This window comes from Candidatus Palauibacter sp., assembly GCF_965261555.1.
Classification (GTDB): Bacteria; Gemmatimonadota; Gemmatimonadetes; order Palauibacterales; family Palauibacteraceae; genus Palauibacter.
Window position 1 is genome coordinate 1,755,443 of the sequence record NZ_OZ253465.1, and the last position, 25,536, is coordinate 1,780,978.

Annotated in this window: 21 protein-coding genes; 13 read left to right on the forward strand and 8 right to left on the reverse strand. The window is 69.5% G+C overall.

Features of this window, described 5'->3' with window-relative positions; all coding sequences use genetic code 11:
* The 6 genes from ACQY5G_RS07555 (at position 1) to ACQY5G_RS07580 (ending at position 7,251) form a co-directional block, all read left to right on the forward strand.
* On the forward strand, positions 1-1,950 hold the full coding sequence (locus ACQY5G_RS07555) for an AMP-binding protein (RefSeq protein ID WP_428278498.1): 1,950 nt from the start codon (positions 1-3) through the stop codon (positions 1,948-1,950).
* Positions 1,951-1,952: 2 nt separating this feature from the next.
* Positions 1,953-2,825 (forward strand): branched-chain amino acid ABC transporter permease, encoded by an 873-nt coding sequence (locus tag ACQY5G_RS07560; protein ID WP_428278500.1) that lies wholly within the window; start codon positions 1,953-1,955, stop codon positions 2,823-2,825.
* 90 nt (positions 2,826-2,915) lie between these two features.
* Complete coding sequence (locus tag ACQY5G_RS07565) at positions 2,916-3,923, forward strand: branched-chain amino acid ABC transporter permease (RefSeq protein ID WP_428278502.1); 1,008 nt, start codon at positions 2,916-2,918, stop codon at positions 3,921-3,923.
* A 46-nt stretch (positions 3,924-3,969) separates the two neighbouring features.
* Positions 3,970-5,193, forward strand: a complete 1,224-nt coding sequence (locus tag ACQY5G_RS07570) for an ABC transporter substrate-binding protein (protein ID WP_428278504.1) — start codon at positions 3,970-3,972, stop codon at positions 5,191-5,193.
* 22 nt (positions 5,194-5,215) lie between these two features.
* Positions 5,216-6,007, forward strand: a complete 792-nt coding sequence (locus ACQY5G_RS07575) for an ABC transporter ATP-binding protein (protein ID WP_428278664.1) — start codon at positions 5,216-5,218, stop codon at positions 6,005-6,007.
* Positions 6,004-7,251 (forward strand): phenylacetate--CoA ligase family protein, encoded by a 1,248-nt coding sequence (locus tag ACQY5G_RS07580; RefSeq protein ID WP_428278506.1) that lies wholly within the window; start codon positions 6,004-6,006, stop codon positions 7,249-7,251. The genes ACQY5G_RS07575 and ACQY5G_RS07580 overlap by 4 nt, the downstream gene beginning before the upstream one ends.
* Here ACQY5G_RS07580 and ACQY5G_RS07585 read toward each other — a convergent pair.
* The 3 genes from ACQY5G_RS07585 to ACQY5G_RS07595 form a co-directional block, all read right to left on the reverse strand.
* Complete coding sequence (locus ACQY5G_RS07585; protein WP_428278508.1) at positions 7,248-8,567, reverse strand: amidohydrolase family protein; 1,320 nt, start codon at positions 8,565-8,567, stop codon at positions 7,248-7,250. The genes ACQY5G_RS07580 and ACQY5G_RS07585 overlap by 4 nt on opposite strands.
* Before the next feature lie 237 nt (positions 8,568-8,804).
* Positions 8,805-9,458 (reverse strand): DUF429 domain-containing protein, encoded by a 654-nt coding sequence (locus ACQY5G_RS07590; RefSeq protein ID WP_428278510.1) that lies wholly within the window; start codon positions 9,456-9,458, stop codon positions 8,805-8,807.
* Between the two features lies 1 nt (position 9,459).
* The gene (locus ACQY5G_RS07595; RefSeq protein WP_428278512.1) at positions 9,460-10,254 is read right to left on the reverse strand and encodes a TauD/TfdA dioxygenase family protein; all 795 of its coding nucleotides are present in this window, start codon (positions 10,252-10,254) and stop codon (positions 9,460-9,462) included.
* Positions 10,255-10,622: 368 nt separating this feature from the next.
* On the opposite strand from ACQY5G_RS07595, the gene ACQY5G_RS07600 reads away from it, so the two are divergent.
* Complete coding sequence (locus ACQY5G_RS07600; RefSeq protein WP_428278514.1) at positions 10,623-10,931, forward strand: cupredoxin domain-containing protein; 309 nt, start codon at positions 10,623-10,625, stop codon at positions 10,929-10,931.
* Positions 10,932-10,969: 38 nt separating this feature from the next.
* On the forward strand, positions 10,970-12,394 hold the full coding sequence (locus tag ACQY5G_RS07605; protein ID WP_428278516.1) for a cytochrome-c peroxidase: 1,425 nt from the start codon (positions 10,970-10,972) through the stop codon (positions 12,392-12,394).
* Between the two features lie 18 nt (positions 12,395-12,412).
* Here the strand turns inward: ACQY5G_RS07605 and ACQY5G_RS07610 are convergent, their stop codons facing one another.
* Positions 12,413-13,648 carry a TlpA family protein disulfide reductase gene (locus ACQY5G_RS07610; protein WP_428278518.1) on the reverse strand — a complete coding sequence of 412 codons (1,236 nt, stop codon included), beginning with the start codon at positions 13,646-13,648 and terminating at the stop codon, positions 12,413-12,415.
* A gap of 120 nt (positions 13,649-13,768) precedes the next feature.
* On the opposite strand from ACQY5G_RS07610, the gene ACQY5G_RS07615 reads away from it, so the two are divergent.
* Both ACQY5G_RS07615 and ACQY5G_RS07620 read left to right on the forward strand, forming a co-directional pair.
* Positions 13,769-15,178, forward strand: a complete 1,410-nt coding sequence (locus tag ACQY5G_RS07615) for a Gfo/Idh/MocA family protein (RefSeq protein ID WP_428278519.1) — start codon at positions 13,769-13,771, stop codon at positions 15,176-15,178.
* 2 nt (positions 15,179-15,180) lie between these two features.
* Complete coding sequence (locus ACQY5G_RS07620) at positions 15,181-16,014, forward strand: hypothetical protein (protein ID WP_428278520.1); 834 nt, start codon at positions 15,181-15,183, stop codon at positions 16,012-16,014.
* 30 nt (positions 16,015-16,044) lie between these two features.
* On the opposite strand, the gene ACQY5G_RS07625 is transcribed toward ACQY5G_RS07620, so the two are convergent.
* The 4 genes from ACQY5G_RS07625 to ACQY5G_RS07640 form a co-directional block, all read right to left on the reverse strand.
* Positions 16,045-17,808: a sodium:solute symporter family protein gene (locus tag ACQY5G_RS07625; RefSeq protein WP_428278521.1), complete on the reverse strand. Its 1,764-nt coding sequence runs from the start codon at positions 17,806-17,808 to the stop codon at positions 16,045-16,047.
* A 51-nt stretch (positions 17,809-17,859) separates the two neighbouring features.
* Positions 17,860-19,209, reverse strand: coding sequence for a Gfo/Idh/MocA family protein (locus ACQY5G_RS07630; RefSeq protein ID WP_428278522.1), 1,350 nt, complete (start codon positions 19,207-19,209; stop codon positions 17,860-17,862).
* A 66-nt stretch (positions 19,210-19,275) separates the two neighbouring features.
* Positions 19,276-20,025 (reverse strand): gluconate 2-dehydrogenase subunit 3 family protein, encoded by a 750-nt coding sequence (locus tag ACQY5G_RS07635; protein ID WP_428278523.1) that lies wholly within the window; start codon positions 20,023-20,025, stop codon positions 19,276-19,278.
* Positions 20,025-21,743, reverse strand: coding sequence for a GMC oxidoreductase (locus tag ACQY5G_RS07640; protein WP_428278524.1), 1,719 nt, complete (start codon positions 21,741-21,743; stop codon positions 20,025-20,027). The genes ACQY5G_RS07635 and ACQY5G_RS07640 overlap by 1 nt, the downstream gene beginning before the upstream one ends.
* Positions 21,744-21,964: 221 nt before the next feature.
* Between ACQY5G_RS07640 and ACQY5G_RS07645 the strand changes: the two genes are divergently transcribed.
* From ACQY5G_RS07645 to ACQY5G_RS07655, 3 genes are all read left to right on the forward strand, one after another.
* A complete protein-coding gene (locus tag ACQY5G_RS07645; RefSeq protein WP_428278525.1) occupies positions 21,965-23,314 on the forward strand; it encodes a hypothetical protein in 1,350 nt (449 codons plus the stop codon).
* Positions 23,315-23,428: 114 nt separating this feature from the next.
* Positions 23,429-24,601, forward strand: a complete 1,173-nt coding sequence (locus tag ACQY5G_RS07650; RefSeq protein ID WP_428278665.1) for a P1 family peptidase — start codon at positions 23,429-23,431, stop codon at positions 24,599-24,601.
* Positions 24,601-25,479, forward strand: coding sequence for a TVP38/TMEM64 family protein (locus ACQY5G_RS07655; protein ID WP_428278526.1), 879 nt, complete (start codon positions 24,601-24,603; stop codon positions 25,477-25,479). The genes ACQY5G_RS07650 and ACQY5G_RS07655 overlap by 1 nt, the downstream gene beginning before the upstream one ends.
* Positions 25,480-25,536 lie beyond the last annotated feature (57 nt).

Consider the following 25,536-nt stretch of genomic DNA (forward strand, 5'->3'; position numbering starts at 1 on the left):
ATGAGCGTGGGATTCGTGGACGGCAGCCTGCCCGGGCTCCTTCAGTCGCAGGCGGCGCACCGCGGCGAGCGCGTCGCCATGCGCGAGAAGGAATTCGGGATCTGGCAGAGCATCACGTGGGCCGAATACGCGCGGCGCGTCCGCCACTTCGCGATGGGGCTCCGCGAACTCGGTCTCGAGAACGGCGACCGGATCGCGATCGTGGGGGACAACCGTCCCGAATGGGTCATCGGCGAGCTGGCGGCCCAATCGCTCGGCGCGCTCCCCCTCGGCCTCTACCAGGACGCGGTCGCCACCGAACTGGAGTATCTGCTCGCAGCCTCAAGGGCGCGGATCGTGGTCGCGGAGGACCAGGAGCAGGTCGACAAGGTGCTCGACATTCGCGACACGCTGCCCCGCCTCGAGCACATCATCTACTACGATCCGCGCGGACTCGGCCGCTACGAGGCGCCCGGGCTCCTCGCGTTTCCGGACGTGGAGCGACGGGGGGCCGAGCGCGACCGCGGGATGCCGGACGAGTACGACGCCGCCCTGGGGGCGGTCCGGGCCGACGATCCCGCGCTCCTGTGCACCACCTCGGGGACGACGAGCAAGCCCAAGCTTGCCGTGCTCTCGCACTCGAATCTGCTCAGCATGGCCGCACAGCTGCAGGATGTGGACCCGATGGCGGCGGAGGACGAATTCGTCTCGTTTCTCCCGCTCGCGTGGATCGGAGAGCAGATGATGACGATCTCCCGCCACGTCCTGGTCGGCTTCCCCGTGAACTTCCCCGAGGAGCCGGGCACCGTGCGGCAGGATCTGCGCGAGATCGGCCCGCGCGTGATGTTCTCGCCGCCCCGCATCTGGGAGAACCTCGTCTCCGAGGTGCAGGTGATGGTGGAGGACACGACGCCGCTGAAGCGCCGCGTGCAGGGGTGGGCCATGAAGGTGGGCGGGGAAGCGGCGGACGACGCGTTCGAGGGGCGGGCGCCGGACGGCTGGCGGCGCCTCCGGCGCGGGATCGCGGAGATCGTCGCGATGCGTCCGATCAAGAACCAGCTCGGCCTGCGACACCTGCGCGACGGCTACACGGGCGGGGCCGCGCTCGGGCCGGACGTGTTCCGTTTCTTCCACGCGCTCGGCGTGAACCTGAAGCAGATCTACGGGCAGACGGAGGTTGCCGGGATCTCGGTGCTGCACCGGGACGGGGACATCCGCTACCAGACGGTCGGGGAGCCGCTGCCCGGGATGGAGGTCCGGGTGGCGGGCGATGGAGAGATCCTCACGCGGGGCCCGGCCGTCTTTCAGGGGTACTTCGAGAACCCGGAGGCGACGGGCGAGACGCTGGTGGACGGCTGGCTGCACTCGGGCGACGCCGGGTACTTCGACGATGAGGGCCACCTCGTCGTCGTCGACCGGCTGAAGGACGTGATGTCGCTCGCGGACGGGACGACCTTCTCGCCCCAGTTCATCGAGAACCTGCTCAAGTTCAGCCCCTACGTGAGCGAAGCGGTGGTCTTCGGCGGAGAGCACCCGTACGTGGCGGGGATCATTGCGATCGACTTCGAGAACGCGGGGCAGTGGGCGGAGCGGCGCCAGCTCGCGTACACGACGTTCACCGACCTGTCGCAGAAACCCGAGGTCTACGACCTGGTGCGGGCGCACGTCGAATCGGTGAATCAGGATGTGCCCGAGGCGGCCCGCGTCCGGCGTTTCCTCCTGCTGCACAAGGAGCTGCACGCGGACGACGCCGAACTCACGCGGACCCGGAAGGTGCGCCGACGCTTCGTCGCCGAGCGCTTCGAGTCCCTGATCGAGGCGCTGTACGGGGAGGACGACTCCGTGGCGGTGGAGATGGAGATCACCTACCAGGACGGCCGCACGACCAACGTGAAGCACGATCTGCGGATCGAGCGGCTCGATGGACGCGATGGACCGGGCGGGCCCGGCGGGCCCCTGGGAGGGGAGTGACCGTGGACCAGTTCCTGCAACTCACGGTGGCGGGCCTGGGCACGGGCATGATCTACGCGCTCGCCGCGGTGGGCTTCGTCGTCATCTACAAGGCGAGCGACGTCATCAACTTCGCGCAGGGGGACCTTCTCCTGTTCGGGACCTATCTCGTCTTCTTCTTCCTCGTCCAGGTCGGACTTCCGTGGACGGCGGGCGTCCTGCTCACGATGCTCGTGGCGGCGGGGATCGGCCTCGCGGTCGAGCGCACCGTGCTCCGGCCGCTGATCGGCGAGCCCATCATCTCGATGATCATGGTCACGATCGGCCTCTCGAGCGTCCTGCGCGCGGTCGTGCACGGGATCTGGGGGCCGCAGCCGCGCACCTTCCCGCCCTTCCTTCCCGAGGGCCAGGTGATGCTGGGATCCGCCGTGGTGAGCGCGGACCGCCTGGTGGCGATTCCGCTGGCGCTCGCGCTGCTCGGCGGACTCGCGCTCTTCTTCCGGCGCACGCGGAGCGGCATCGCGATGCGGGCCATCGCCGACGACCAGCAGGCCGCCCTCAGCATGGGGATCAGCATCCCGCGGGTGTTCGCGACCGCGTGGGCGCTGGCGGCGGCGACGGCCGCCATCGGAGGGATCATGCTCGGCAACATCGTGGGCGTGACCCCGAACGTCGCGCAGATCGGGCTGCGCGTCTTCCCGGTCGTGATCCTGGGCGGACTCGACTCGATCCGGGGAGCCGTCGTCGGCGGCGCGATCATCGGGCTCCTGGAGTTCTACGCCGGCGGCTACATCGGCCACGGGCTCAACCTCATCGTCCCGTACGTCGTGTTGATCGTCGTTCTCATGGTCCGCCCGTACGGACTCTTCGGAAGGGAAATCATCGAGCGCGTATAGGCGCGCGGACAGCGGACAGGCAACAGGGAGGATCTCCTGGAGAGCGGCGTCTTTCACACGGACTACCGAACCGATATCGGGCTCCGGCGCGTGCCGGCGGAGCGCGTACGGCTCGGATTGTTCATGGGCGCGCTCCTCGTCTTCCCGTTCCTCGCGTCACCGTACTGGCTCAACCTCGCGAACCAGATCGCGATCGCCACGATCGGCGCGTTGGGGCTGAACATCCTCGTCGGCTACACGGGGCAGGTCTCGCTGGGGCAGGGCGCCTTCATGGCCGTCGGGGCGTACACGTCCGCGCTGCTCACGCTCAGGCTGGGGCTGCCGTGGGGCGTGAGCATCGTGGCCGCGTGCTTCGCGACGGCGGCGGTGGGCGTCTTCTTCGGCCTCCCCTCGCTGCGGCTCAAGGGGCTCTACCTCGCGATCTCGACGCTGGCCGCCCAGGAGATCGTGGAGTGGATCGTCACGCACTGGACGGCGCTCACGGGAGGGGTCGAAGCGGTCGTCGTCCCGGCCCCGCGGCTTTTCGGACAGCGGCTGAACACGGACTTCGGGTTCTACTGGCTCGGCATCGTCCTCGCCGGGGGCACGGCGCTCTTCACGGCGAACCTCTTCCGCTCGCGCATCGGCCGCTCCTTCGTCGCCGTGCGCGACCAGGACATCGCGGCGAGCGTCATCGGGGTGAACGTGTTCGGGACCAAGCTCCTGGCCTTCGCGACCTCGTCGTTCTTCGTGGGGCTCGCCGGCGCCCTCACGGCGTACTACCGCAACATCATCTCGTGGGAGCGCTTCACCTTCGAGACGAGCATCCTCTACCTGGCGATGATCATCGTCGGAGGGCTGGGGACGATCCGCGGTTCGCTGTTCGGGGCGGCGCTCATCACCCTCCTTCCCGCCATGATCGGGAGGGTGGGGCAGGAACTGCAGGGGTCGGCGCCCGCGATCGCGGCCCTCCTGCCGAGCGTGCAGCAGGCGGTGTTCGGGATCGTCATCATCCTCTTCCTCGTGTTCGAGCCCGAAGGTCTGTCCAAACTGTGGCGCAACGTGAAAGACTACTTCTACGTGTGGCCCTTCGCGTACCGTCGCGGAGAAGGCCGCTGATCGCCCCAAGTCGGCGAACTTGACGAACACGAAGAGGTCTCGGGATATGCGCTCCAGCCGATCCGCTCTCACCTGCATCGCCGCGGGATATCTGGCCGCGGTTCTCGTGCTCGCCGCGTGCGGGGGTTCGGAGGAGAGGGCGGAAGACGAGATTCTGATCGCGGCCATCTTCGACCTCACGGGTCCGACGGCGGACGTGGGGATCGATTACGCCGACGCCGTGCGGGGACACGTCGACTGGCTCAACGCGCGGGGCGGCATCCAGGGCCGGCCGGTCCGGCTCATCTACCAGGACTACGGCTACCAGGTCGACCGGGCGGAACAGCTCTACACGCAGTTCGTGCAGGAGGGCGCCCTCATCTTCATGGGCTGGGGGACGGGCGACACGGAGGCCCTCCGGCTCAGGATCACGGACGACCGGATCCCGTTCTCGTCGGCCTCCCTCTCGCACGTGCTCGGCGACGCGCACGAATCGCCCTACAACTTCCTCGTGGCGACGAGCTACAGCGACCAGTTCAGGATCGTGCTGCGCTGGATCGCGGAGGACCACCGGGCGAACGGCGGCGAAGGGAACGCGCGGGTCGCGTTCATGCACAACGCGAGTCCGTTCGGCCTGTCGCCCTGGGCGCAGGGGGGCGAGGACTACGCGCGGGAGATCGGCGTCGACGTCACGCCGTACGAGATGTCGCGCGGCGCGACGGACTACACGGCGGAGTTCTCCCGCATCGGGCAGTCGGGCGCAACGTATGTGGTGTTCCAGAACACTTCCGCGCCGGCGGCCGTCGCTCTACGGAACGCGCGGGGACTGGGGATCGACGCGACCTTCGTGTGCCTGAACTGGTGCGCCAACGCGCTCCTGTGGAGGCTGGCGGAGGACGCGGCCGAAGGGGTGGTGGGGGCGATCCCGTGGGCCCCGCTCACCGACGATGTGCCGGGGATCCGGGACATCCGCGGCTACCTCGAGTCCCGGGGCGAGGACTACGCCGGGAAGACGAACGCGTATACGCAGGGGTGGTGGACGATGGCGGTGTTCGTCGAGGGGATCCGGCGGGCGCTCGATGCGGGAGAGGAATTGACGGGAGAGAACATCAAGCGGGCGCTGGAGACGATCGACGGGCTCGACACGGGGGGTGCCGGCCCGCCGCTCACCTTCACGCCGAGCGACCACCGCGGCTCGAAGGGGCTCCGGCTCTTCCGCGCCGAAGACGGAAGGTGGACCCCGATGACGGAAGTCCTCACCGCGCCATCGTGGGGACCGGACGCCCCGTGATCCGGGGGCGCGCGTGAGCGCGTTGCTCGAACTCAACAGCGTCGAGGTCCTCTACGACGACGTGATCCTCGTCCTGCGTGGACTCTCCGTGGAGGTGCCGGAAGGCCACATCATCGCCCTCCTCGGCTCGAACGGGGCCGGGAAGACGACGACGCTCAAGGCGATTTCGGGCCTGCTCAAGGTCGAGGACGGCGAGGTCACGGACGGATCGATCCGTTTCGACGGACAGGAGATTCACGGTCTCCCCGCGGACCGCATCGTGCGCCGGGGGATCTTCCAGGTCGTCGAGGGACGGCACGTGTTCGAACACCTCACCGTGCACGAGAACCTTCTCGCCGGGGCGCACACGCGCCGGGACCGCGCCGCGGTGCCGGCGGACCTTGAGCGGGTTTACGGGTATTTTCCGCGTCTGGCCGAGCGCCGCCGACAGTGGGCGGGCTACCTGTCGGGCGGCGAGCAGCAGATGCTCGCCCTCGGGCGCGCGCTCATGGCCCGCCCGCGGCTCATGCTGCTCGACGAGCCGTCGCTGGGGCTCGCGCCGATCCTCGTGGAGGAGATCTTCGGAATCATCCGGCGGATCAACGAGGAGGAAAGCACGACCATCCTGCTCGTCGAGCAGAACGCGCGCCTCGCCCTCTCCGTTGCGGACTACGGGTACGTCATGGAGTCGGGCCGCGTGGTGCTGGAGGGTCCCGCGGAGGAGCTGCGGAAGAACGAGGATGTGCGCGAGTTCTACCTCGGCCTGAGCGAGATCGGGCGGCGCTCGTATCGCGACGTGAAGCACTATCGCCGCCGCAAGCGGTGGCTGTCGTGAGCGCGGTGCGGCGGCGTCCCGTGGATGCCGCGGAAGCGCCGCCGGACTGGGGCGCGGCGCAGGATGCGCTGGCGGACCAGGCCGTTCGCCTGGCGCTCGAGCGCAGCGGGGAAGCCGGAGTCCGCCTCCGGGCGGCCGGGATCGCTCACCCCGAGCCGCGCGGCGTGGCCGGGCTAAGGGACCTGGCGGTCCTGGCAAAGGATGACCTGCCGGAGCTGCAGGCGGCCCAACCTCCCTTCGGCGGGATGCTGGGCGTGGATCTCGGCGTCCTCCGGCGTATCCACCGGTCTCCCGGTCCGATCAACGACCCGGAGGGCCAGCGGGCGGACTACTGGCGCATGGCCCCGGCCTTCCGCGCGGCTGGGTTCGAGCGCGGCGACGTCGTGCTCAACACGTTTTCGTATCACGTTACCCCGGGCGGTCACATGATGGATGCGGGACTGCGGGCGCTGGGGTGCGTCGTCGTGGCGGGCGGGGTCGGGAACAGCGCGGCCCAGGCCGCCTTTGCGTCGCAGCTTGGCGCCACCGGCTACGTGGGGACGCCGCAGTTTCTACTGACCCTGCTGGAGCGGGGGAGGGAAGACGGGATCCGGGCGACCTTCCGCCGCGCGCTCGTCAGCGGGGCGCCCCTGCCGCTCGATCTCCGCAGGCTGCTGGAGGAGGGCCATGGAGTCTCCGTCTTTCAGGCCTACGGCACCGCCGACGCCGGGGCCATCGGCTACGAGTGCGAAGCGAAGGACGGCTGGCACGTCGCGCCGGGCGTCGTCGTCGAGGTGCTGGACCCCGGCACGCGCGAGCCGTGCGAGCCCGGCGAACCGGGGGAGGTCGTCGTCACGAGCGCCAACCCGGTCTACCCGCTCGTCCGCTTCGGCACCGGCGATCTGTCGACGTTCCGGTCGGATGCGTGCAATTGCGGCCGGACCTCACCCCGACTGGCGGGCTTCCTGGGCCGGACCGGCGAGGGCGTGAAGGTGCGGGGCATGTTCGTCCATCCGCGGCAACTGGCCGAGGCGCTCAGCGGCGTGCCCGGCGTTCGGCTCTACCAGGGGGCCGTCACGGAGGAGGACCATCGCGACGTGCTCACCGTCTCCGTCGAGGCCACCCCGAGCCGGCCGCCGGACCTCGACGAACTCGCCGCCCGACTCAGGGAGGCGACCCGGCTCCGCGTGGAAGTTCGCGCGGTCGAGCCGGACACGATCCCCGAGGACGCCCCTCCCATCGTCGACCTGCGGGAACGGAGCTAGCCGGAGACGGAAGGCACCTCGTTGCCGGCGATCCAGACCGCTTCGATCGCGCGCAGGTTCTCGACCCCCTCCAGCGGATCCGCGTTGAGGAGAATGAGATCCGCCCACTTGCCGGCCTCGATCGTGCCGACGTCGTCCAGCCCGGTGCAGCGCGCCGCGTCCCCCGTGGAGGCGACGAGGATCTCCATCGGCGACATGCCGGACTCCGCCATGAGCGCGAGTTCCATGTGTTCGAAGTAACCCTGGAAGCGGGCGGGCGGGCCTGTGTCCGTGCCCATGGCGATCGTGACGCCGGCTTCGGACAGCGCGCCGAGGTTCTCCTGGGCCTGCGCGAGCGCCTCCTTGTAGCGCTGGGCCGACTCGCTCTCGCGGTAGCGCGCCATGCTCTCGGGGGCACGGAGGGCTTCGAGCACCGCCGGCTCGGCCGAGGCGAGGAAGAAGGGATCCGAGAAGAACTCGGGCTCGCTCTCGTACACGAAGGTTGAAACCTCGCGCGTCAGCGTCGGCGAGTAGCAGACATCGGCTTCGACGAGCCGTGCCGCGAGCGCGTCGTCCACGTCCCGGTCGCGGACGCTGTGCACGATGAAGTCCACGTCCACGTCGAGCAGTCCGTGCGCGTCCTCGAGGTAGAAGAGGTGCGCCGCCACCGGAAGCCCGAGTTCGTGCGCTCCGGCGATCACCGCCTCGTACACATCCGGCGTCATCTTGTACGTGCTCCCGAGGTTGTCGTCGACCCGGATCTTGATGAAGTCGACCCCCATCGCCGCGTTCCCGTTCACCATCTCGAGCGCGGCCCCCGGCGTGATCCCCGCCACCACGGCGCCCGCCACGTAGAGCCGGGCCCGGTCGAGGGACGGCGTATCCTGCTCGTCGCGCACTTCGACGCCGGCGGGTTCGTCCCCGCCGAGGCTGACGACGGTCGTCACCCCGTAGCTCGCGTACAGCCCGAGCTGGCGCAGCACGTTGGCCCGCGAGTAGTGCCCGCCTTCGAGGCCGAGCGTCGCGCCCACATGGCCGTGCGCGTTGATGAGGCCAGGAACGAGGTATTTTCCGGCCGCGTCCAGGACCTCGGCGTCCGCCGGAACTTCGATCTCCCCCGACGGTCCCATGGATTCGATGCGCCCGTCGCGGACCACGACCGTCGCGTCCGGCATGGGATCCGCCCCGGATCCATCGATGACGGTCGCGCCGACGACCGCCAGCGCCGACGCTTCCGCGGTGTCCACCGGCGACGTTTCGCGGTCGGCGGCGTCGCATGCCCCGAGAGTCGCCGATGCGAGGAGTGCGATCACGGAGCGCTGGGTGAGTCTCTTCATGGTCCGGACTCCTGTCGCGGATGGCTCGCCGCAGCCCTCGGGCGAGTAGACCACCATCGTACGTTCGGCCGACCCGGCTGTGAAGATCGGCTTTCGCGAACCGACAGATCGCCGAGACCCGAAAACGACGGACAGCCGACGTCCTAATCGACAAATGGCCGGGGTCCTAATCGACAAATGGCCGACGCATCGATGTGGGCGGACCAGGTTGTGGGTACGACTTCGTGGGTGCGTGCGCTAACAGGCGAAGTCGTACGGATGGTGTGGCGGTTCTGCGGGATACAGCCAGGAAGATTCACCGCACGCCCACCGCCAGGCCGCAAGAGCAGCCCCGCAGGCGGCGACGCTGTGGTCGGATTCGGCTAACTCCGGAGGCAACTCGGAGAGACCTCTGTTACCCAACCACCGCAACAATCTCCTACGCGCTTCCTGCTCCGTCTTGAGAGACATGACGTCTTCAAGAGGTGCTCCTCCCAGGGTGAACACGGCCCCCGGGTGCACCTCGACGATCTTCGGGGGTCGATCTTCGTCCATCGAGGCAAGGAGCCGGGCGACGGCGATCCCGCGCGGAGTCAGGTACGCCATGCGGGGAGCCGTCGGGGCCATCACGGAGCCCGGCTGCATTCCCTCCTTCACGATTCGCGCACGCAACTCCTTGTCAGCCTTTCGGGACCCACCTCCAACGTTGTAGGAGAGAGGAGCATCGAGTCCAACGACGACTTCGTCCGCTGCGGATGCTTCGCGTACTACAGCGTGGATAGCGGCGTCGTCTGCCTCACTCCTGGACCACCGGGGCTCGTACCGGAGGGCATCGCCCGACCGCCGCAGCGAGACGATGGCGGTGGCGGCAGAGTTGACGGGGCCCGAGAGGTCCACCCCGACGACGTGCACCCTAGACGGGGCGTTCGCCGCGGATGGTGACGCGGTAGCCGGAGCGCACGGCGGGGAAGTAGTCCCAGATCGCGTGGTGCTGCGTGCAGCGGTTGTCCCAGAACGCGACGGAATGCGGGCGCCAGCGGAAGCGGCAGTGGAAGTCCGGCCGCTGCACGTGCCGGAAGAGGAAGTCGAGCAGCCCGATGCTCTCGCCCCGCGGGAGGTCCACGATGCGCACTGTGAACATCTCGTTCACGAAGAGCGTCTTCCGCCCCGTCACGGGGTGCGTGCGGACGATGGGGTGTTCCGCCGACGGGTAGGAGCGGCCCCCGTCGTCGCGCCCGATGAGCCGGTTGACCTCCCGGTAGAACGGGCCGCCGTCGTGGACCGCCGTGAGGCCATCGAGCAGCGCCTTCATGCGGTCCGACAGCGCATCGTAGGCGGCGTACATGTTCGCGAACAGCGTGTCGCCGCCGCTCCCGGGCACCGTGTGCAGGTGGAGGATCGAACCCATCGGCGGCTTGGGGTCGCACGACACATCCGAATGCCAGCGCTCCCCGGTCGCCCGCACCGAGTTCTCGTCCGCATGGATCCGGAACACCTCCGGATGTCCCGCGATGCCGGGCTCGTTGGGGTGCTCGACGAGTTCCCCGAAACGGGCCCCCAGCGCCTTCTGGCTCTCGATGGAGATGTCCTGGTCCCGGAAGAAGAGGACGCAGTGCGCCATCAACGCATCGCGGATGGTCTCGAAACTGTCATCATCGAGGGCGGCGAGGTCCACGCCGTCGACCTCGGCGCCGATGACGGGTGTCACCGGACGGATTTCAGGTAAGGTTCGCATGCAGCCGATTCTTGCACGGATCAGGCCCCGCAGCAACGCCGGGCCGCCGGCGAGCCGCCGGAGCTTGCCTGAGGCACGCGGCCCGTTTCATTTTTTCAGGTCGGATCGTGGGAGTGGTACCCCCAGGAGGGTTTTGAATGAAGGGTCGTTGGCCAGCCCTGCTGTTCGTGATGGGCATCGCCCTCAACTGTGGGGGTGGCGGAGTGGAGACTGGACCGGTAGGTACGCCCATCGAGCCGCCTCCGCCTCCACCGCCGCCTCCGCCCACCGGGACGCCTCCGCCCCCGCCGCCGCCCCCGCCGCCGCCTCCCCCGCCGCCTCCCCCGCCGTCGCGAGTGGAGGTGCCCTTCGGGTCGGACGCGAACTTCGACATCCAGGACGACACGTTCGTAGATCCGGACGGGAATCACGATCAGGAAGCGCACGTGACGGTGCAGCGGCACGCGACCATCACGTGGACGCAGAACGGCACGAACATCCACCGGGTGGAGTTCAGCAAGGTCCCCGACGGCGTGAATGCAGTGGACAGCGACGACCTGCGGCCGGGCACGATCTGGGAATACCATCCCAGAATCGAAGGCGAGTACGTATTCTTCTGCCGCTACCACGAGTACATGATGGATGTGCGAATCACCGTGGAAAGCCCCTGACGGGAGCCGTCCGCGACCCCGGTGCATGGATTTCCCGCATGCTGAACCGCACTCGGAAGGCGCTCGCCTTCGTGACCGCCGGAATCCTCCTTGGCCTCGCGGCCTGCGGGGACGGCTCCGTCACGCCGCCCGTCCCGCCACCGCCTCCGCCCGCGCCTCCGCCGGAACCGCCGCCCCCCCCGCCGCCGCCTCCCGAGGTTGTGCGGGCGATGCTCATCGACACGGTGCGCCTGCTCGCGGACCACCGGAACCTCGACCCGCTCGAGCCGCCGTCCCCCGTGCGGCCGGAACTCGTCGAACTGGGGCGTGCGCTGGCCTTCGACCGGATCCTGGGCGGGAACCGGGACATCTCCTGCATGTCCTGCCACCTCCCCAGCTTCGCGCTGGGGGATGGCCGGTCGCTCTCGATCGGCGTCGGGGGACGAGGGCTGGGTCCGAACCGGACGCACCCCGAAGGCGAGTTCATCCCGCGCAACTCGCCCGCCCTCTTCAACCTCCATCTCTCGACGCAGTTCTTCTGGGACGGGTTCGTAGAGGAACTGGAGGACGGATCGATCTCGACGGAGGCCGGCGATCAGCTGACGCCGGAGATGCAGGCGGTGTTCGAGTTCGGGGCGCTGTCGGCGCAGCCCATGATCCCCGTGCTGCGGCGCAAGGAGATGCGCGGTTTCGGCGAGGACAACGAACTGGCGGCGCTCGATGATGACGACTTCACGGGCGTGTGGGCGGCGATCATGGCGCGGCTGGGAGAGATCGGCGAATACCGGGACCTGTTCGAAGCCGCGTACCCCGGCACGGCCTTCGACGACATGTCCTTCGCGCACGCGGCGAACGCAATCGCGGGCTTCTACGTGGCCGCACTCACCTTCATCGACACCCCGTGGGACCGGTTCCTGAAGGGGGACAACGAGCAGCTCAGCGATTCGGCGCTGCGCGGCGCGAAGAGCTTCATGACGATCCGTTGCATGCACTGTCACGAGACGGACCAGTTTGACGACCGCAACAACGAGCACCACAACGCGGCCATCCCGCAGATCGGACCCGGGCTGGGCGACGGGCCGGGCGGGAACGACGACTTCGGGCGCGAGCGCGTGACGGGAGATCGGGCGCACCGACGGCTCTTCAAGACGCCGCCGATGCGGAACGTCGAACTCACGGGGCCGTACGGCCACGCCGGCCAGTTCGCCACGCTGAAGGCGATCGTCGTCCACTACGACAGCATCGACACCCGGCTCCGGGACTATGACGTGTCGCAGGTGGATCCCGAACTGCGGGGCACGCTGCTGAACAACTTTGACGACATCCTCGCGACGCGGGACACGATCCTGATCCCGATCGGCTTCGACGATGCGGAGGCGGACGACCTCGTCGCCTTCCTCGAGTCGCTGACGGATGACGCGGCGCGCGACCTGTCGCACCTGGCGCCGGCGGCCGTGCCCAGCGGGCTGCCGATCGACAAGTAGGGTTCACAGTCGGGGCGGTCAGGGATCCGTGTCGATGAGCGACCGGAGCGTCCGCTCGAGTTCGCCGGCCTGAGCCTCGGGATCCGCGAGCGTCGGGTTCCGGACGAGCGCCAGATCCCCCGCGGCATCCACCACGAAGAGGGCCGGAACCGAGGCGAGTTTGTAGTCGTATGCGATCCGCTCCGCGCGCAGGAGGAGAGGGGCGTCGAGACCCCATTCGCGCGCGACCGTGCCGGGATCGACTTCGGGGCTTTCCCACGCGCTGAGGTTGAGGAACCGCACGCCCTCCGCCGTCCACCGCTCCGGGAAGGCGGCGTACGCGGCGGCGAGGTCCCGGCACGGGGCGCACCAGCTCGCCCCGAAACTCAGCACGACGATGTCCCCGCGCAGCGCCGAGAGGCGGAGGGACGAGCCCGATTCCGTTTCCAGCGTCCAGTCGGGCGCCGGAACGCCGGGTTCGATCGGCCGCGCGTCCTCGTCGATGACTTCGCTCGCCGGATCGAGGAGATCCACGCGGATCGCGAGTTGATCGGGCGTGAGCCTCGTATCGACGAGGATGCTCCGGATCTCGAAGGCGAGGGTCCCGCTCCCGTCATCCGCCTCCCAGCGAAAGGCGCGGGGGAGGTCGTCCTCGACCCCGATGTGCCACCACACCTGCGCGGATCCGAACTCGGTCGTCCTTCCGCGCAGCACATCGCACAGGACGCCGCCGATCGTCTCCCGGCTCACGAGTTCCAGGCCGCTCGCCAGTTCCGCCTGGAACGGCTGCGGATCCGTGAACGCGGGGAGTACCGCGAAAGGGGCGTTGGCCACGAGATGGCCGGAGCCCCCCGAGATCGTCCCGTGGCTGAACCGGGCCAGCGCCTCGTCGCGGGCCGCGACGTAATCGCCGCCCCCGGACACGATGAGCGCGGGCGTCTCGGCGGGTGTCTCGCCGGGGGCGTCGCCGGGTGGCGGTTCGCCCGGCCGCGGAGCGGGGATCCATGACGGCGACGGCCGAAGCTCCGCCCAGTAGACCGAGGGTTCGCCCTCGGCCCTGAGCAGCCGCACCCTCCCGGTGTAGGATCCCGCGGCGCTCCCGGTCCCCTCGTACGCATACTCGTACGCGAGGCTCGAGAGCCGCTCGATGGCGGCGGCGGCATCGAGGAGCCGGTCCCGGCCCGTCGGCGCCGACTCGCACGACAGGCACAGGACGGCCGCGACGCCGGTCGCGGTCGCCGTGCGTGACGCTCGATTCGTCCTGTACCGTCTCATGTTTGCGATCCGCTCCCCACCGCTCCGAAGTTGGATTCCATATGTCACGTCCCGGACCTTGAGGCAAACCCGGATCGGACCGGACGGGACTCTCTGACACGGCAGGGATGGACGGTGAAGATGGAACCGACGAAGCCCGAATCGAACGAGACCGGCGAGATGACACCCGCGGGCGTCGACCGGCGGACGCTGATCAAGCTGGGGGCGCTCGGCGCGGGGGCGGCAGTCCTCGGCGGCTGCCGCGAGCCCGGGGCCGGCAGCGGATCGGATCCGTCCGCGAGCGGCGGTGCGGCGCCCGAGGCGCTCTTCGCGGCCCCGCCGATGGAGACGGTACGGATCGGTTTCGTGGGGATCGGCGGCATGGGTTCGGTCCATGTCCGCAATCTTCTCGACATCGAGGGCGTGGAACTCACGGCGCTCTGCGACATCCGGCCCGAGCACGCCGAGCGTGCCCGCGACTGGGTGGTCGAAGCCGGGGGGCCGGAGCCGACCCTCTACACGCGCGGGGAGACGGACTTCCTCCGCATGTGCGAGGCGGAGGAACTCGACCTGGTCTACACGGCGACGCCGTGGCGCTGGCACGTGCCCGTCTGCGTGGCCGCGATGGAGCACGGGAAGCACGCGGCGACGGAGGTTCCGGCGGCCTACACGATGGAGGACTGCTGGCGCCTGGTGGAGACGGCCGAGGCGACGCGGCGGCACTGCGTGATGATGGAGAACGTGAACTACGGCCGCTGGGAGATGCTCGTCTTCCACATGGTGCGACTCGGGCTGTTCGGCGAGATCCTGCACGGCGAGGGCGGATACCTGCACGACCTGCGCGCCATAAAGTTCGCCGACACGGGCGAGGGGCTGTGGCGCCGGGAACACTCGAAGACGAGGAACGGCAACCTCTACCCCACGCACGGACTCGGACCGATCGCCAACTGCATGGATATCAACCGGGGAGACCGCTTCGACTACGCGGTCTCGATGAGCGGGCCATCGCGCGGGCTGCAGGCGTTCGCCCGCGAACACTTCCCCGAGGGAGCGGCCGAGCGTGACGAGACCTTCTCGCTCGGCGACGTGAACGTCACCCTCATCAAGACCGTCCTCGGCCGGACGATCTACGTCTCGCACGACACGAACCTCCCCCGCCCGTACTCGCGGATCCACCTCGTCCAGGGGACGCGGGGCCTCTTCCAGGGCTATCCCGAGCGCGTCTACGTCGAGGACCGCAGCGAGGGGCATCGATGGGACGAGGCGGCCGATTACGTCGAGGAGTTCGAGCACCCGCTGTGGCGCGAGATGGCCGGGGCCGGGGCGGGCCGCGGCCACGGCAGCATGGACTATCTCGAGGACTACCGGCTGATCAAGTGCCTGCGCGAGGGGCTGCCCACCGACATGAACGTGTACGATGCGGCGTCGCTCTCGGCCGTGTGCGCCGTGAGCGAGGCGTCCGTGGCGGCGCGGAGCCGGCCGGTCGACTTCCCCGACTTCACCCGCGGCCGGTGGGAGACGTGGCCGCAGCTCGGCGTGGTCGGCGCATAGAGGTGCGCCGTCGCCGCCCGCATCCCGTCGTGCGTGCGCTGCGTGGTCTGGCTGCCCTCACTCTGGCCGGGCTGGTCGTCGCGGCCGCGTACGCGGGGTTGCGATCCCTGGGCTTCCGCCCGCGCTGGGAGGTCGAAGCTCCGCCGCCACCACCCCCGCCGACGGAGCTTCGGGCCCGCATGCCGCCGCCCGTGTCGCCGCTCGGGGGCAACCAGGACGCGCCCGAAGCAGGCGCGGAAGGCGGCCCGTCGCTCCCGGCTCGCGGTGAGGGCGCGGTTTACGCGCCCGCGCGCATCGACTTCGAGACGTACGGCGATGGCCGACCGGTCGAATCGAACGCCGCGGTGTCGGAGGAATGGCGCGAACAGGGTCTCGTTCTCTCCTTCGAATCGTACACGGCGAACGCCGTCCGGCCCTACGTGCTCGACGCCCGCCGCTATCTCCCCCCGAACGCTCCGGCCTACGCGCTTGGCCCCGCGCTGGCGGGAGAGCGCGGACTCGAAGTCGGCGTAATACACCTGGACTTCCCGGGGCGTCCGCGCAGGGTGGCCTTCACCCTGCTCGGCCCCGACCTCATCGAGCGCTTCCTGGTCATCGTCCGGAGCGGAGACGAACGGCTGCCCGCGTCCACTGCTGCGCGTTCACCCGATATGCGCTACGCGGCGGACGAGAATTCCGGGTCGGGGAAGGCCACCTACAATCCGAGCGGGCGCGGCGTCTTCCGCGCTGAACGCGTTGTCGTCGCGGTGGCTGCGGGGATCGACCGGATCTCCCTCGACGGATGGGGACCGCCGGGCCACCTCCTCCTCCTGGACCATCTCGAGATCGACCCCTGACGCGGCGGGTCGCCGTGTCAGGGGATTCGGTCAGTCGAAGCCCACCCGGGGGAGTGCCCGAAACAGTCCGATGGCGGCGGCGACGGCCACGAGTCCGAATCCGACCGCGGCGGCCGGCCTCCCGTACAGCGCCATCCCCGTGCCGAAGAGCACGGCGTAGACGGTCACGCAGCCGAGGCCCCACGAGGCGAGGCCCGCGGCCAGGCTCCCGGGCGCGTCCGGTTGCGTGTGCACGGCCTTCCGCCAGCCGCGGGCGAAGGGGCGGATGCGGTCGTAGAAGCCCTGCAGTGTCGCCGTGTCCGTGGGCCGGGTGAGGAAGGTCACGACGAGCCACACCGCCGTCGTAAGGCCGACCCCCAGCAGCAGGCTGACCGCCGGGTCGAGCGCCGGGAACCCCACTCGCTCGTGGAAGAGCGGGAACCAGAGCGCCACCGTCGCGGAGGCCGCCATGCCCGAGATCTCCGACCACGCGTTCACCCGCCACCAGAACCAGCGCAGGAGGAAGATCAGGCCGCTCCCCGCGTGCAGCAGCAGGATGAGTTCGAACGCCTGCTTCGCGCTGTCGAGAAAGAGCGCGAGGGCGGCGGAGAGGACGATCAGCAGCCCGGTGGAGATCCGCGCCACGCGCACGTAGTGGGCCTCGCCCCGGTCCGGGGCCACGAAGCGCCGATAGAAGTCGTCGACGACATAGGACGATCCCCAGTTCAGGTGCGTGGAGATCGTCGACATGTAGGCGGCCGCGAGCGAGGCGACGACGAGTCCCAGCAGTCCGTGCGGCAGGAAGACGAGCATCGCCGGGTAGGCGAGGTCGTGCCCCAGAATGCTCGGATCGAGGTCGGGGAATGCCGCTCCGATGGAGTCGAGCGTGGGATAGACCGCGATCGAAGCGAGGGCGACGAGAATCCAGGGCCACGGCCTCAGCGAGTAGTGCGCGATGTTGAACCACAGGGTGGCGCGCATGGAGTCGCGCTCGTTCCGCGCCGCGAGCATCCGCTGCGCCGCGTACCCGCCGCCTCCCGGCTCCGCGCCGGGATACCAGCTTGCCCACCACTGCACCGCGATCGGGATGACGAACACCATCGCCGCCGTCCGCCAGTCCGAGAAGTCGGGCAGCAACGAGAGGTTCTGCGAGATCTCCGGGTGCGTGACGAGCCCGGCCAGACCCCCGACCTCGGGCTGCGCGAGCGCATAGGAGGCCGCCGCGACGGCCCCGATCATGGCGATCGCGAACAGGAGGAGATCGGTGACGACCACGCCCCAGAGCCCCGACGTCGCGGAGTACAGCGCCGCCACCGTGCCCGCGACGAGCACGGTCGTGTACTTGTCCGCCCCGAGCAGAACCCCCGAGATCTTGATCGCGGCGAGCGTGACGGTGGCCATGATGACGACGTTGAAGAAGACGCCCAGATAGAGGGCCCGGAAGCCGCGCAGGAAGGTTGCCGCGCGCCCCGAATAGCGGAGCTCGTAGAAGCCGATGTCGGTGAAAACGCCGGAACGACGCCACAGCTTCGCGTAGAAGAACGTCGTGCACATCGCCGTGATGAGGAAGGCCCACCAGCCCCAGTTCCGGCTCACGCCGCCGTTGCGGACGAGGTCCGTGACGAGGTTCGGGGTGTCGGTGGAGAAGGTCGTCGCGACCATCGACGTCCCCAGCAGCCACCAGGGGAGCTTCCGGCCCGCGAGGAAGAACTCGTTCGTGCCGGAGCCTGCGCGCCGGGCGAACCAGAGCCCGACTCCGAGGGCCACGGTCCCGTAAGCGGCCAGGACGATCCAGTCGAGGCCGTTCAGTTGCACGGGATCACCGGCCGACGTCCGTCAACGGTCGCTGCGATCGGGTGGCCGCCGCTACCACTCCCAGCCCGAACGATAATCTGCCCTTACGTAGCGTTCGGGGATCGAGACGCCGTCGAGGATTTCGCCCGTCAACGGATCGAGGCGCACTTCCCGGCCGCTCCGCACGGAGAGGTTGCCGAGGAGCACCATCTCCGTCAGCGGTCCCGCGTGGTCGACGAAGTTGGAACCGGCGGGCGGCCCGTCCTTGCAGGCGCCGGCGAACTCCGCGTACACGCCGTCCGTGCGCGGGTACTTCTCCGGCGGCGGGTCGGCCCGGATCCCGGCATCCCGTTCGGCGTCGAGCAAGCGGGGGTTCTCGCCGTAGATCCCCGCGAACATCTTGCCGTCGGTCCCGATCCACAGTTGCCCGCTCGACTCGAAGGGCCAGCGGGCGTCGTCCGGTACTTCCTCGGGCCGGGGCGGCGAGAGGTTGCCGTCGCGCCACACGACCTTCACGGCCGGCCGGTCCCCCCGGGCGGGGAAGTCGTACTCGATGCGCGACGCCGCGGGCGCCGTCTCGGGGAAGAGCGTCGTCGATTCCGCCGAAATCCGCTCCGGCGTCCCGAGGTCGAAGGTCCAGAAGGCGGCGTCCATCGCGTGGCACCCGATGTCGCCCAGGGCGCCCGTCCCGAAGTCCCACCAGCCCCGCCAGTTGAAGGGAGCGTAGGCCGGGTGGTAGGGGCGGTCGCTTGCGGGTCCGAGCCACAGGTCCCACTCCAGCCAGGGCGGGGCGTGGTGCGCCTCGGTCGGCCGCAGAATCGCCTGCGGCCAGATGGGACGGTTCGTCCAGTACTCCACGCGCCGGATCTCGCCGATGGCGCCGGATTCGTACCACTCGCGAATCTCCCGTGTCCCGTCCTGGGCGTGACCCTGATTCCCCATCTGCGTGGCGACCCCCGCCTTCTCCGCGGCGGCGACGAGTTGGCGCACCTCCCAGATCGTGGTCGCGAGCGGCTTCTGGATGCGCGTGGGCTTGCCCAGCGAAAGGGACATCATGCCGGCCGCGGTGTGCGTGTGGTCCGGCGTGGAGATCAGGACCGCGTCGATGTTATCGGCCTCTTCCGAGAGCATCGCCCGGAAGTCGCGGTAGCGTTTGGCCCGCGGAAAGGCGCTCCAGGAACCCGCCGCCTGGCGCTCGTCCACGTCGCAGAGGGCGTAGATGTTCTCGCCGACGCCCGCCATGCCCCGCACATCGCCGCCTCCCATGCCGCCGACACCGATGTGCGCCACGTTCAGCGTGTCGCTGGGGGCACGGTGACGGGGCCCGCCGAGTACATGCGCGGGTACGATGCTCAGGCCGAGGCCGGCCGCGCCGGAGGCCCGAACGAAGTCGCGCCGGGAGAAGTTGTTCTTCAGCGTCATGCTATGCCTCACTCCAGGACGGGTCTGCGGAAGAAAGCCTGTTGCATGGTCTCGCGCCAACGGCTTCTAGGCCAGACCCAGGCGTTCGAGAACCTCCGGCGGTGGGCCGTCGAAGCGGGGCATGGGGCGGTTCCCGACGAAGCCGAGATCGGCCATCCCCTCCGTCGTCGTCCAGAACGCGGTCGACGTGAGATCCCGCACCCGGTCGAAGAAGCGGGCTGCGACCCTGTATTCCGGGGCCGCATTCTCCGCCCAGCAGATGTCGTCGCAGATCGCGTGCTTCTGATCGAGCGTCAGTTCGGTGAACCGCTCGCCGAACCGCTCCGCCGATTCGATGTCCAGCCAGACGAGTCCGCCGCGGATGAGCGTCAGATCCTCCCGGTTTCCGTCGTAGGGCGCGCTCACCCACTCGTCGATGAAGGCATGCGCGCCGAGGGCCGCCGCGCCGGGGGAGTGTTCGTCTTCGGGGATGATGACGTCGCACAGCGACGCGAGCGTGGCGAGTTCGTCCTCCGTCAGAACAAGATCCCACCACACCACGGGTGAGACCATGTCCGGGTCGGTCGGCGTACCCGCGGCCCGGGGGTTGCCGCCGCTCGTCGCGCCGGAGAAGGCGGTCGCGTCCTCGGCGCGAGGCACGCCCGATTCGGTCCCGTCGGCGCACGCCCCGGCCGAGATGGCGGCCGCACCCGCCGCGCCGGCCGCGAGCACCTGCAGCGCTCGGCGGCGCGTGAGTCCCTCGGCCGCCTCCGGTTCCCGTTCCCGCGCCCCTTCGTGTTCCGGCGTCGGTGCCCGGTCGCGTTCGTGGTCGGCCATCAGAGAGCCCCCTGCCGAAGCTGGTCCACGAGGTACTCGGACGACCGCCACGCGATCGCCATGATGGAGAGCGTCGGGTTCTTGTCCGCATTCGAGACGAAGGGCCCGCCGTCCATCACGAACAGGTTCGGGACCTCCCAGGACTGGCAGTACTGGTTGAGGACCGAGTCGTCCGGCCGATCGCCCATTCGGACGCCGCCCACCTCGTGGATGATCTGGCCGGGCGCCAGGATCGCGCGGGCGCCGTCCGTCTGAACCGTCGAAAGCACGCGACCGCCCATTCCCTCGATGATCCCGGCGAACGTCTGCTGCATGTGCCGGGCCTGGTTGAGTTCGTGGTCGGACCACTTCCAGTGGAACCTGAGCACGGGGATCCCCCATTGGTCGACCACCTCGGGATCGATCTCGCAGTAGCAGTCCTCGTTCGGAATCATCTCGCCGCGGCCGTCGAAGTACATGAAGGAACCGTAGTAGCGGCGGCACTCCTCCTTGAAGCGCTGTCCGTAGGCGCCCCCGGTGAGCGGCTCGATGCCGCTGAAGGCGCCGTACCCGGGCATCCGCTGCCCGCCGCCGAACTCGATGTGGTAGCCGCGGGCAAAATCCATGCGTCCGGCCGCCTGCTCCCCGTATAGCCACCAGGGCATGTACATGTGCATCGCCGAAGCCCCCTCCTCGGCGTGCCGGGGCAGGTACTCGAGCGCGGGAATCTGGCCGGAGACCCCCGCGCCCACCGTATCCATCACGTACTTGCCGACGAGGCCGCTCCCGTTGGCAAGGCCATCGGGAAAGAGCGAACTGCGGGAGTTGAGGAGGATGCGCGCGGACTCGCAGGCGCTCGCCGCAAGGACGACCACCGGCGCCGAGGCATGGCGGTCGGCGCGCAGCTTCTTGTCGATGTAGTGAACGCCGGTGGCCCGCCCCCGCTCGTCGATCGTCACCTCGCGCACCATGGCGTCGGTGATCGTCGTGAGGTTCCCGGTCGCCTGCGCCGGCGGCAGGCAGACGGTCGTCGACTGGAAGTTGGCCCTGATCGAGCAACCCCGCCCGCACGGCGTGGCCCAGTAGCAGGCCGCGCGCGAGCGCATGGAGTCGTACGTCACCCGGCGTGCCATCTCGTTGCTCGGCCACAGCATCCGCGAGAGCCGGTCGGCGTCCTGCGGCTCCGTCAGGATGGCCAGGTGGGCCGGGATGACCGGGATCCCGAGGCCGTCGCACGTCTTCTTCGCAAGCAGTTCATAGGCGCGCGGCGCCGGCGGCGGCTGGAGGATTCCGTCGGACGAATTCGGCGTATTCTCCAGCCCCTCATTGGACCCGTAAATGCCGACGAAGGCCTCCGTGCGATCGTACCAGGGCGCGAGATCCTCATACGTCATCGGCCAGTCGAACCCCAGCCCGTCCCGGGTCCGGGGCTTGAAGTCATAGGGGCCCATGCGAAGGGAGATCCGGCCCCAGTGGTTCGTCCGTCCCCCGAGCATCCTGGAGCGCCACCACATGAAGTCGACCCCCTCGGCGCTCGTGTAGGGCTCGCCGGGGACGCGCCAGCCACCGTCGACCGTCGCGTCGTAGAAGCCGAACGGCTTGTCGGCGGTCCCCGCGGCCCGGAGCGGCGCGTCGGCGGGGAGCTGGAACATCGGCGTCTCGGACACGGGGTCGTAGTCCCGCCCCGCCTCGAGAAGGAGTACGCGGACGCCGTGACAGGCGAGCACGTAGGCGGCCATCCCGCCCCCCGCGCCGGAGCCGACGACGATGACGTCGTGGGTATCCTGACTGCCCCGGCTTAACGCGGGTGCCGAGGCGGCTGTTGTCTGACGCGGGCGTGATGAGGGCATGGCCCGAGGATGAGCGCGGAGGGCGCCGGAGGTCAACGGGTCACCTTGCCGCGTCCGACCGGTGGGAGAACCTTCAGCGCCACCGGAGCGGAAACTCGATGGGAGGCGAGATGCACGGACGAGGCGTCGCGGGGCTCATGGTCATGGTGGCGCTGATGACGGTGGCTGGCCGGCCGGCTGCGGCGCAGTCGCTCACGGACCTCGTGTCGGAACTGTTCGTGTTCGGGCAGTGCGGCGTGCCTCTGTGCCTCGATCCGGACTTCGAGGAGACCGGGCGTTTCAATACGGAGCACGGCCGGCACTACCTGCGCGAACGGGTTCCCAGGAACGACGCGCTCATCCTCTCCTTCCAGGAAGGGATCGCCCGCGTGGTCGGCAGCCTTCCTCCGACCGCGATGGCCGGCGGCCGCATCTGGTCAGACGACGATCGGAGCGCGTCGTTCGGGCCGATCTTCGCCGAACGAGCCGAAACCCTCGGGATAGGGCGTTTCTTCCTCGGCCTCGAAGCGACCGCGTTCCAGGTCACGAACTTCAGCGGCGTGCCCACGGACAACCTCGTCCTGAACTTCTTCCACGAGGACTCGGATGTGGCCCTGGGTCCGGACCCCGGGCTCGGCCTGCCCTTCTTCGAACGCGACGTGCTCCGGGTGCGGACGAACCTCGATCTCGACTACACGGTGGCCACGGCGGTCCTGAGCGCCGGCCTGACGTCCTTCCTCGACGTGGGATTCGCCGTGCCGGTCGTGCGGGCGAGTCTGAGAGGAACGACTCACGCCCAGATCCTGTCGCTCGGGAATTCGCTCGCGCACCGCTTCGGAGGCACGCCGGACGCGCCGGTCCTCCAGGCGACCAACTCCGTGAGAGGGTCGGCGACGGGAATCGGCGACGTCTCCGCCCGGATGAAGGTCAACCTCATGGGAGGCACGGCCGTGGGCCGTGCGCCGCCGCCCGTGAACATGGCGCTCCTGGCGGACGTCACCTTTCCCACGGGACAGGAGGAAGATCTGCTCGGACTGGGCGAAGGCCGTGGCCGCGCGCTGGTGGTTCTCTCCCTCAACCGGGGGCGGTTCTCGCCCCATCTGAACGCCGGGTATCTCCTGCGCGAAGGAAACCTGCGCGACAGCAACTTCGATCAGGACGCGGTGCTCGCGACGGTGGGCTTCGATGCCCATGCGTCGGATGCGTTGACGGTGGCCGCGGACCTCATCACCCGCTGGGAACTGGCGGATCCGGAGCATCCGATGCCGGGTCCCGTCACCTTTGTCGGCACTCCGGCTCTTGCGGTCGAGTCGTCATCCCTCCCGGACGTCGGTCACCACTACATCGACCTCGCCGTGGGGCTCAAGTACATGCTCGGCCGCGACATGATTCTTGCCACAAACGCCCTGCTCCCGATCCAGGCCGCGGGCCTGCGGCCGGACGTCCTGTGGACGCTGGGGATCCAGGGCACGTTCAGATAGAGATCGAATAGACCGAATCACATAGTCCCTCGCGTGGAGGTGTCGATGTTCTTCTTGCCACGAACGGGATCGGCCCGCCGGCGCCCGATCACGCTGATGCTGGCCGCCGCCGGAATGCTGGCCGCCGGAGTGCTGACCGCCGGAGTGCTGACCGCCGGCGCCCTCGACGCCCAGACTCCGCCGAGGGCGCGGGACCTCGGGATCCCGTTCCCGGGGGAGCCGGGAGCCTGGAACGCGATTACCGATGTGGCCGGCATCCGCGTCGGGCATGCGACGATCATCGAAGGGGAGGGGGCGCTCGTCGTCGGGGAGGGCCCCGTGCGCACGGGCGTGACCGCCGTGCTCCCGCGTACGGACAGCTACGAGCCTGTCTTCGCCGGCTGGTACTCGTTGAACGGGAACGGGGAAATGACGGGGACGACCTGGGTCGAGGAATCGGGCTTCCTCGAGGGTCCGGTGATGATCACCAACACCCACAGCGTGGGAGACGTCCACCAGGCGGTCATCGAGTGGTCGCGGGATGCGGAGGCGAACCATCCCATCGCGCCGGGCATCTGGTGGAGCCTGCCCGTCGTGGCGGAAACCTGGGACGGCCGGCTCAACGACATCAACGGGTTCCACGTCGGCAGGGAACACGTGTTCGCCGCGATCGAGAGTGCGGCCTCGGGCTCCGTCACGGAGGGATCGGTCGGCGGAGGGACCGGCATGGTGTGCAATTCGTTCAAGGGCGGGATCGGAACCTCGTCCCGGCTCGTGGGAGACTACACCGTCGGCGTGCTCGTGCAGTGCAACTACGGGCGCCGGCCGCAGTTGCTGATCGCGGGCGTGCCGGTGGGACAGGAACTCCTCGACTGGACGCCGCCCGGCGGCGCGGATGGATCGGCGGACGCGGGCGCGTTCGACGGCCTCGGTTCGATCATCGTCGTCATCGCGACGGACGCTCCGCTGCTGCCGCACCAGTTGAAGCGGCTCGCGCGCCGCGCGCCGATCGGGATCGGGCGGATGGGCGGATACGGGATGAACGGTTCCGGCGACATCTTCATCGCCTTCTCGACGGCGAACGGCGGGGCGTGGAGCCGGGTGGAGAACACGACCGTGGAGATGATGTCGAACAACGCCATGTCGCCGCTGTTGCTCGCGACGGCCCAGGCCACGGAGGAGGCGATCACGAACGCGATGGTTGCGGGTCGGACCATGGTGGGGCGCGACGGGAACATGGTGCCTGGACTCCCGCACGACGAAGTGCGGCGCATCCTCGCGGCGCACAATCGACTGGAGAGGCCGTAGTGGTCCCCGGGCCGCGGCGAAACAGACGACGGGGTTCGGCGGCCGCCTGGATCGCGCTCCTCCTGGGGGCGCTCGTGCCGGCGTCGGCGGAGGGCACGGTCGATGCCCGGTCGGCCGGCGCGGGTCCGGAGTTCGGCCCCGCGCCTCGGCTGCTTGTGGCCGCCTCGCCCAGCCCCGGGCAGGCGGCCCGGACGCCGGAGTCCGCGGCGGGGGAGTCCGCGGCGGCGGAGGAGCTGGGCTTTCTGGCGCGACTCGTCACCTGGCTGCGTGAGACCACGGCGGCGCTGGGGTGGCTGGGGCCCTTCTTCTTCGGACTCTTCTACGCGCTCGCCGTAGTGCTCTTCGTGCCGGGCTCGGCGCTGACGATCGCCGGCGGCGTCACCTTCGGCCTCGCGCTCGGCACCCTCACCGTGTTCGTGGGCGCGAACATCGGGGCCGCGCTCGCCTTCCTCATCGCCCGCTACGTGCTCCGCGACCGCGTCGAGAAGCTCCTCGCCAACCGCCCGGCGCTGCGGGCGATCGACCGCGCGGTCGAAACCCAGGGTTGGCGCATCGTCTTCCTCACCCGCCTCTCCCCGGTGTTTCCGTTCAACGCGCAGAACTACTTCTACGGCCTCACCGGCGTGACCTTCTACCAGTACGTGGCGGCCTCGCTCGTGGGGATGTTCCCGGGGACGCTCCTGTACGTGTACATCGGCGCGGCCGGAGCGGAGGTCGCCGAGGCGTCCGGCGGCGCGGCCAGCTGGGGGCAGACCGCGCTCCTCGTGGCGGGTCTTGTCGCGACGGCCGCCGTCGTCGTCCTCGTGACGCGCGTAGCCCGGCGCGAACTGCAGAAGGCGCTGGCCGAGGTGGAAGAGACCCCCGGCGCGTCGGCGTAACTTCGTGAGGGGGCGGACCCCGCGGCATCCGCCGCCGCGGGGCCCCGGCAACCGCGC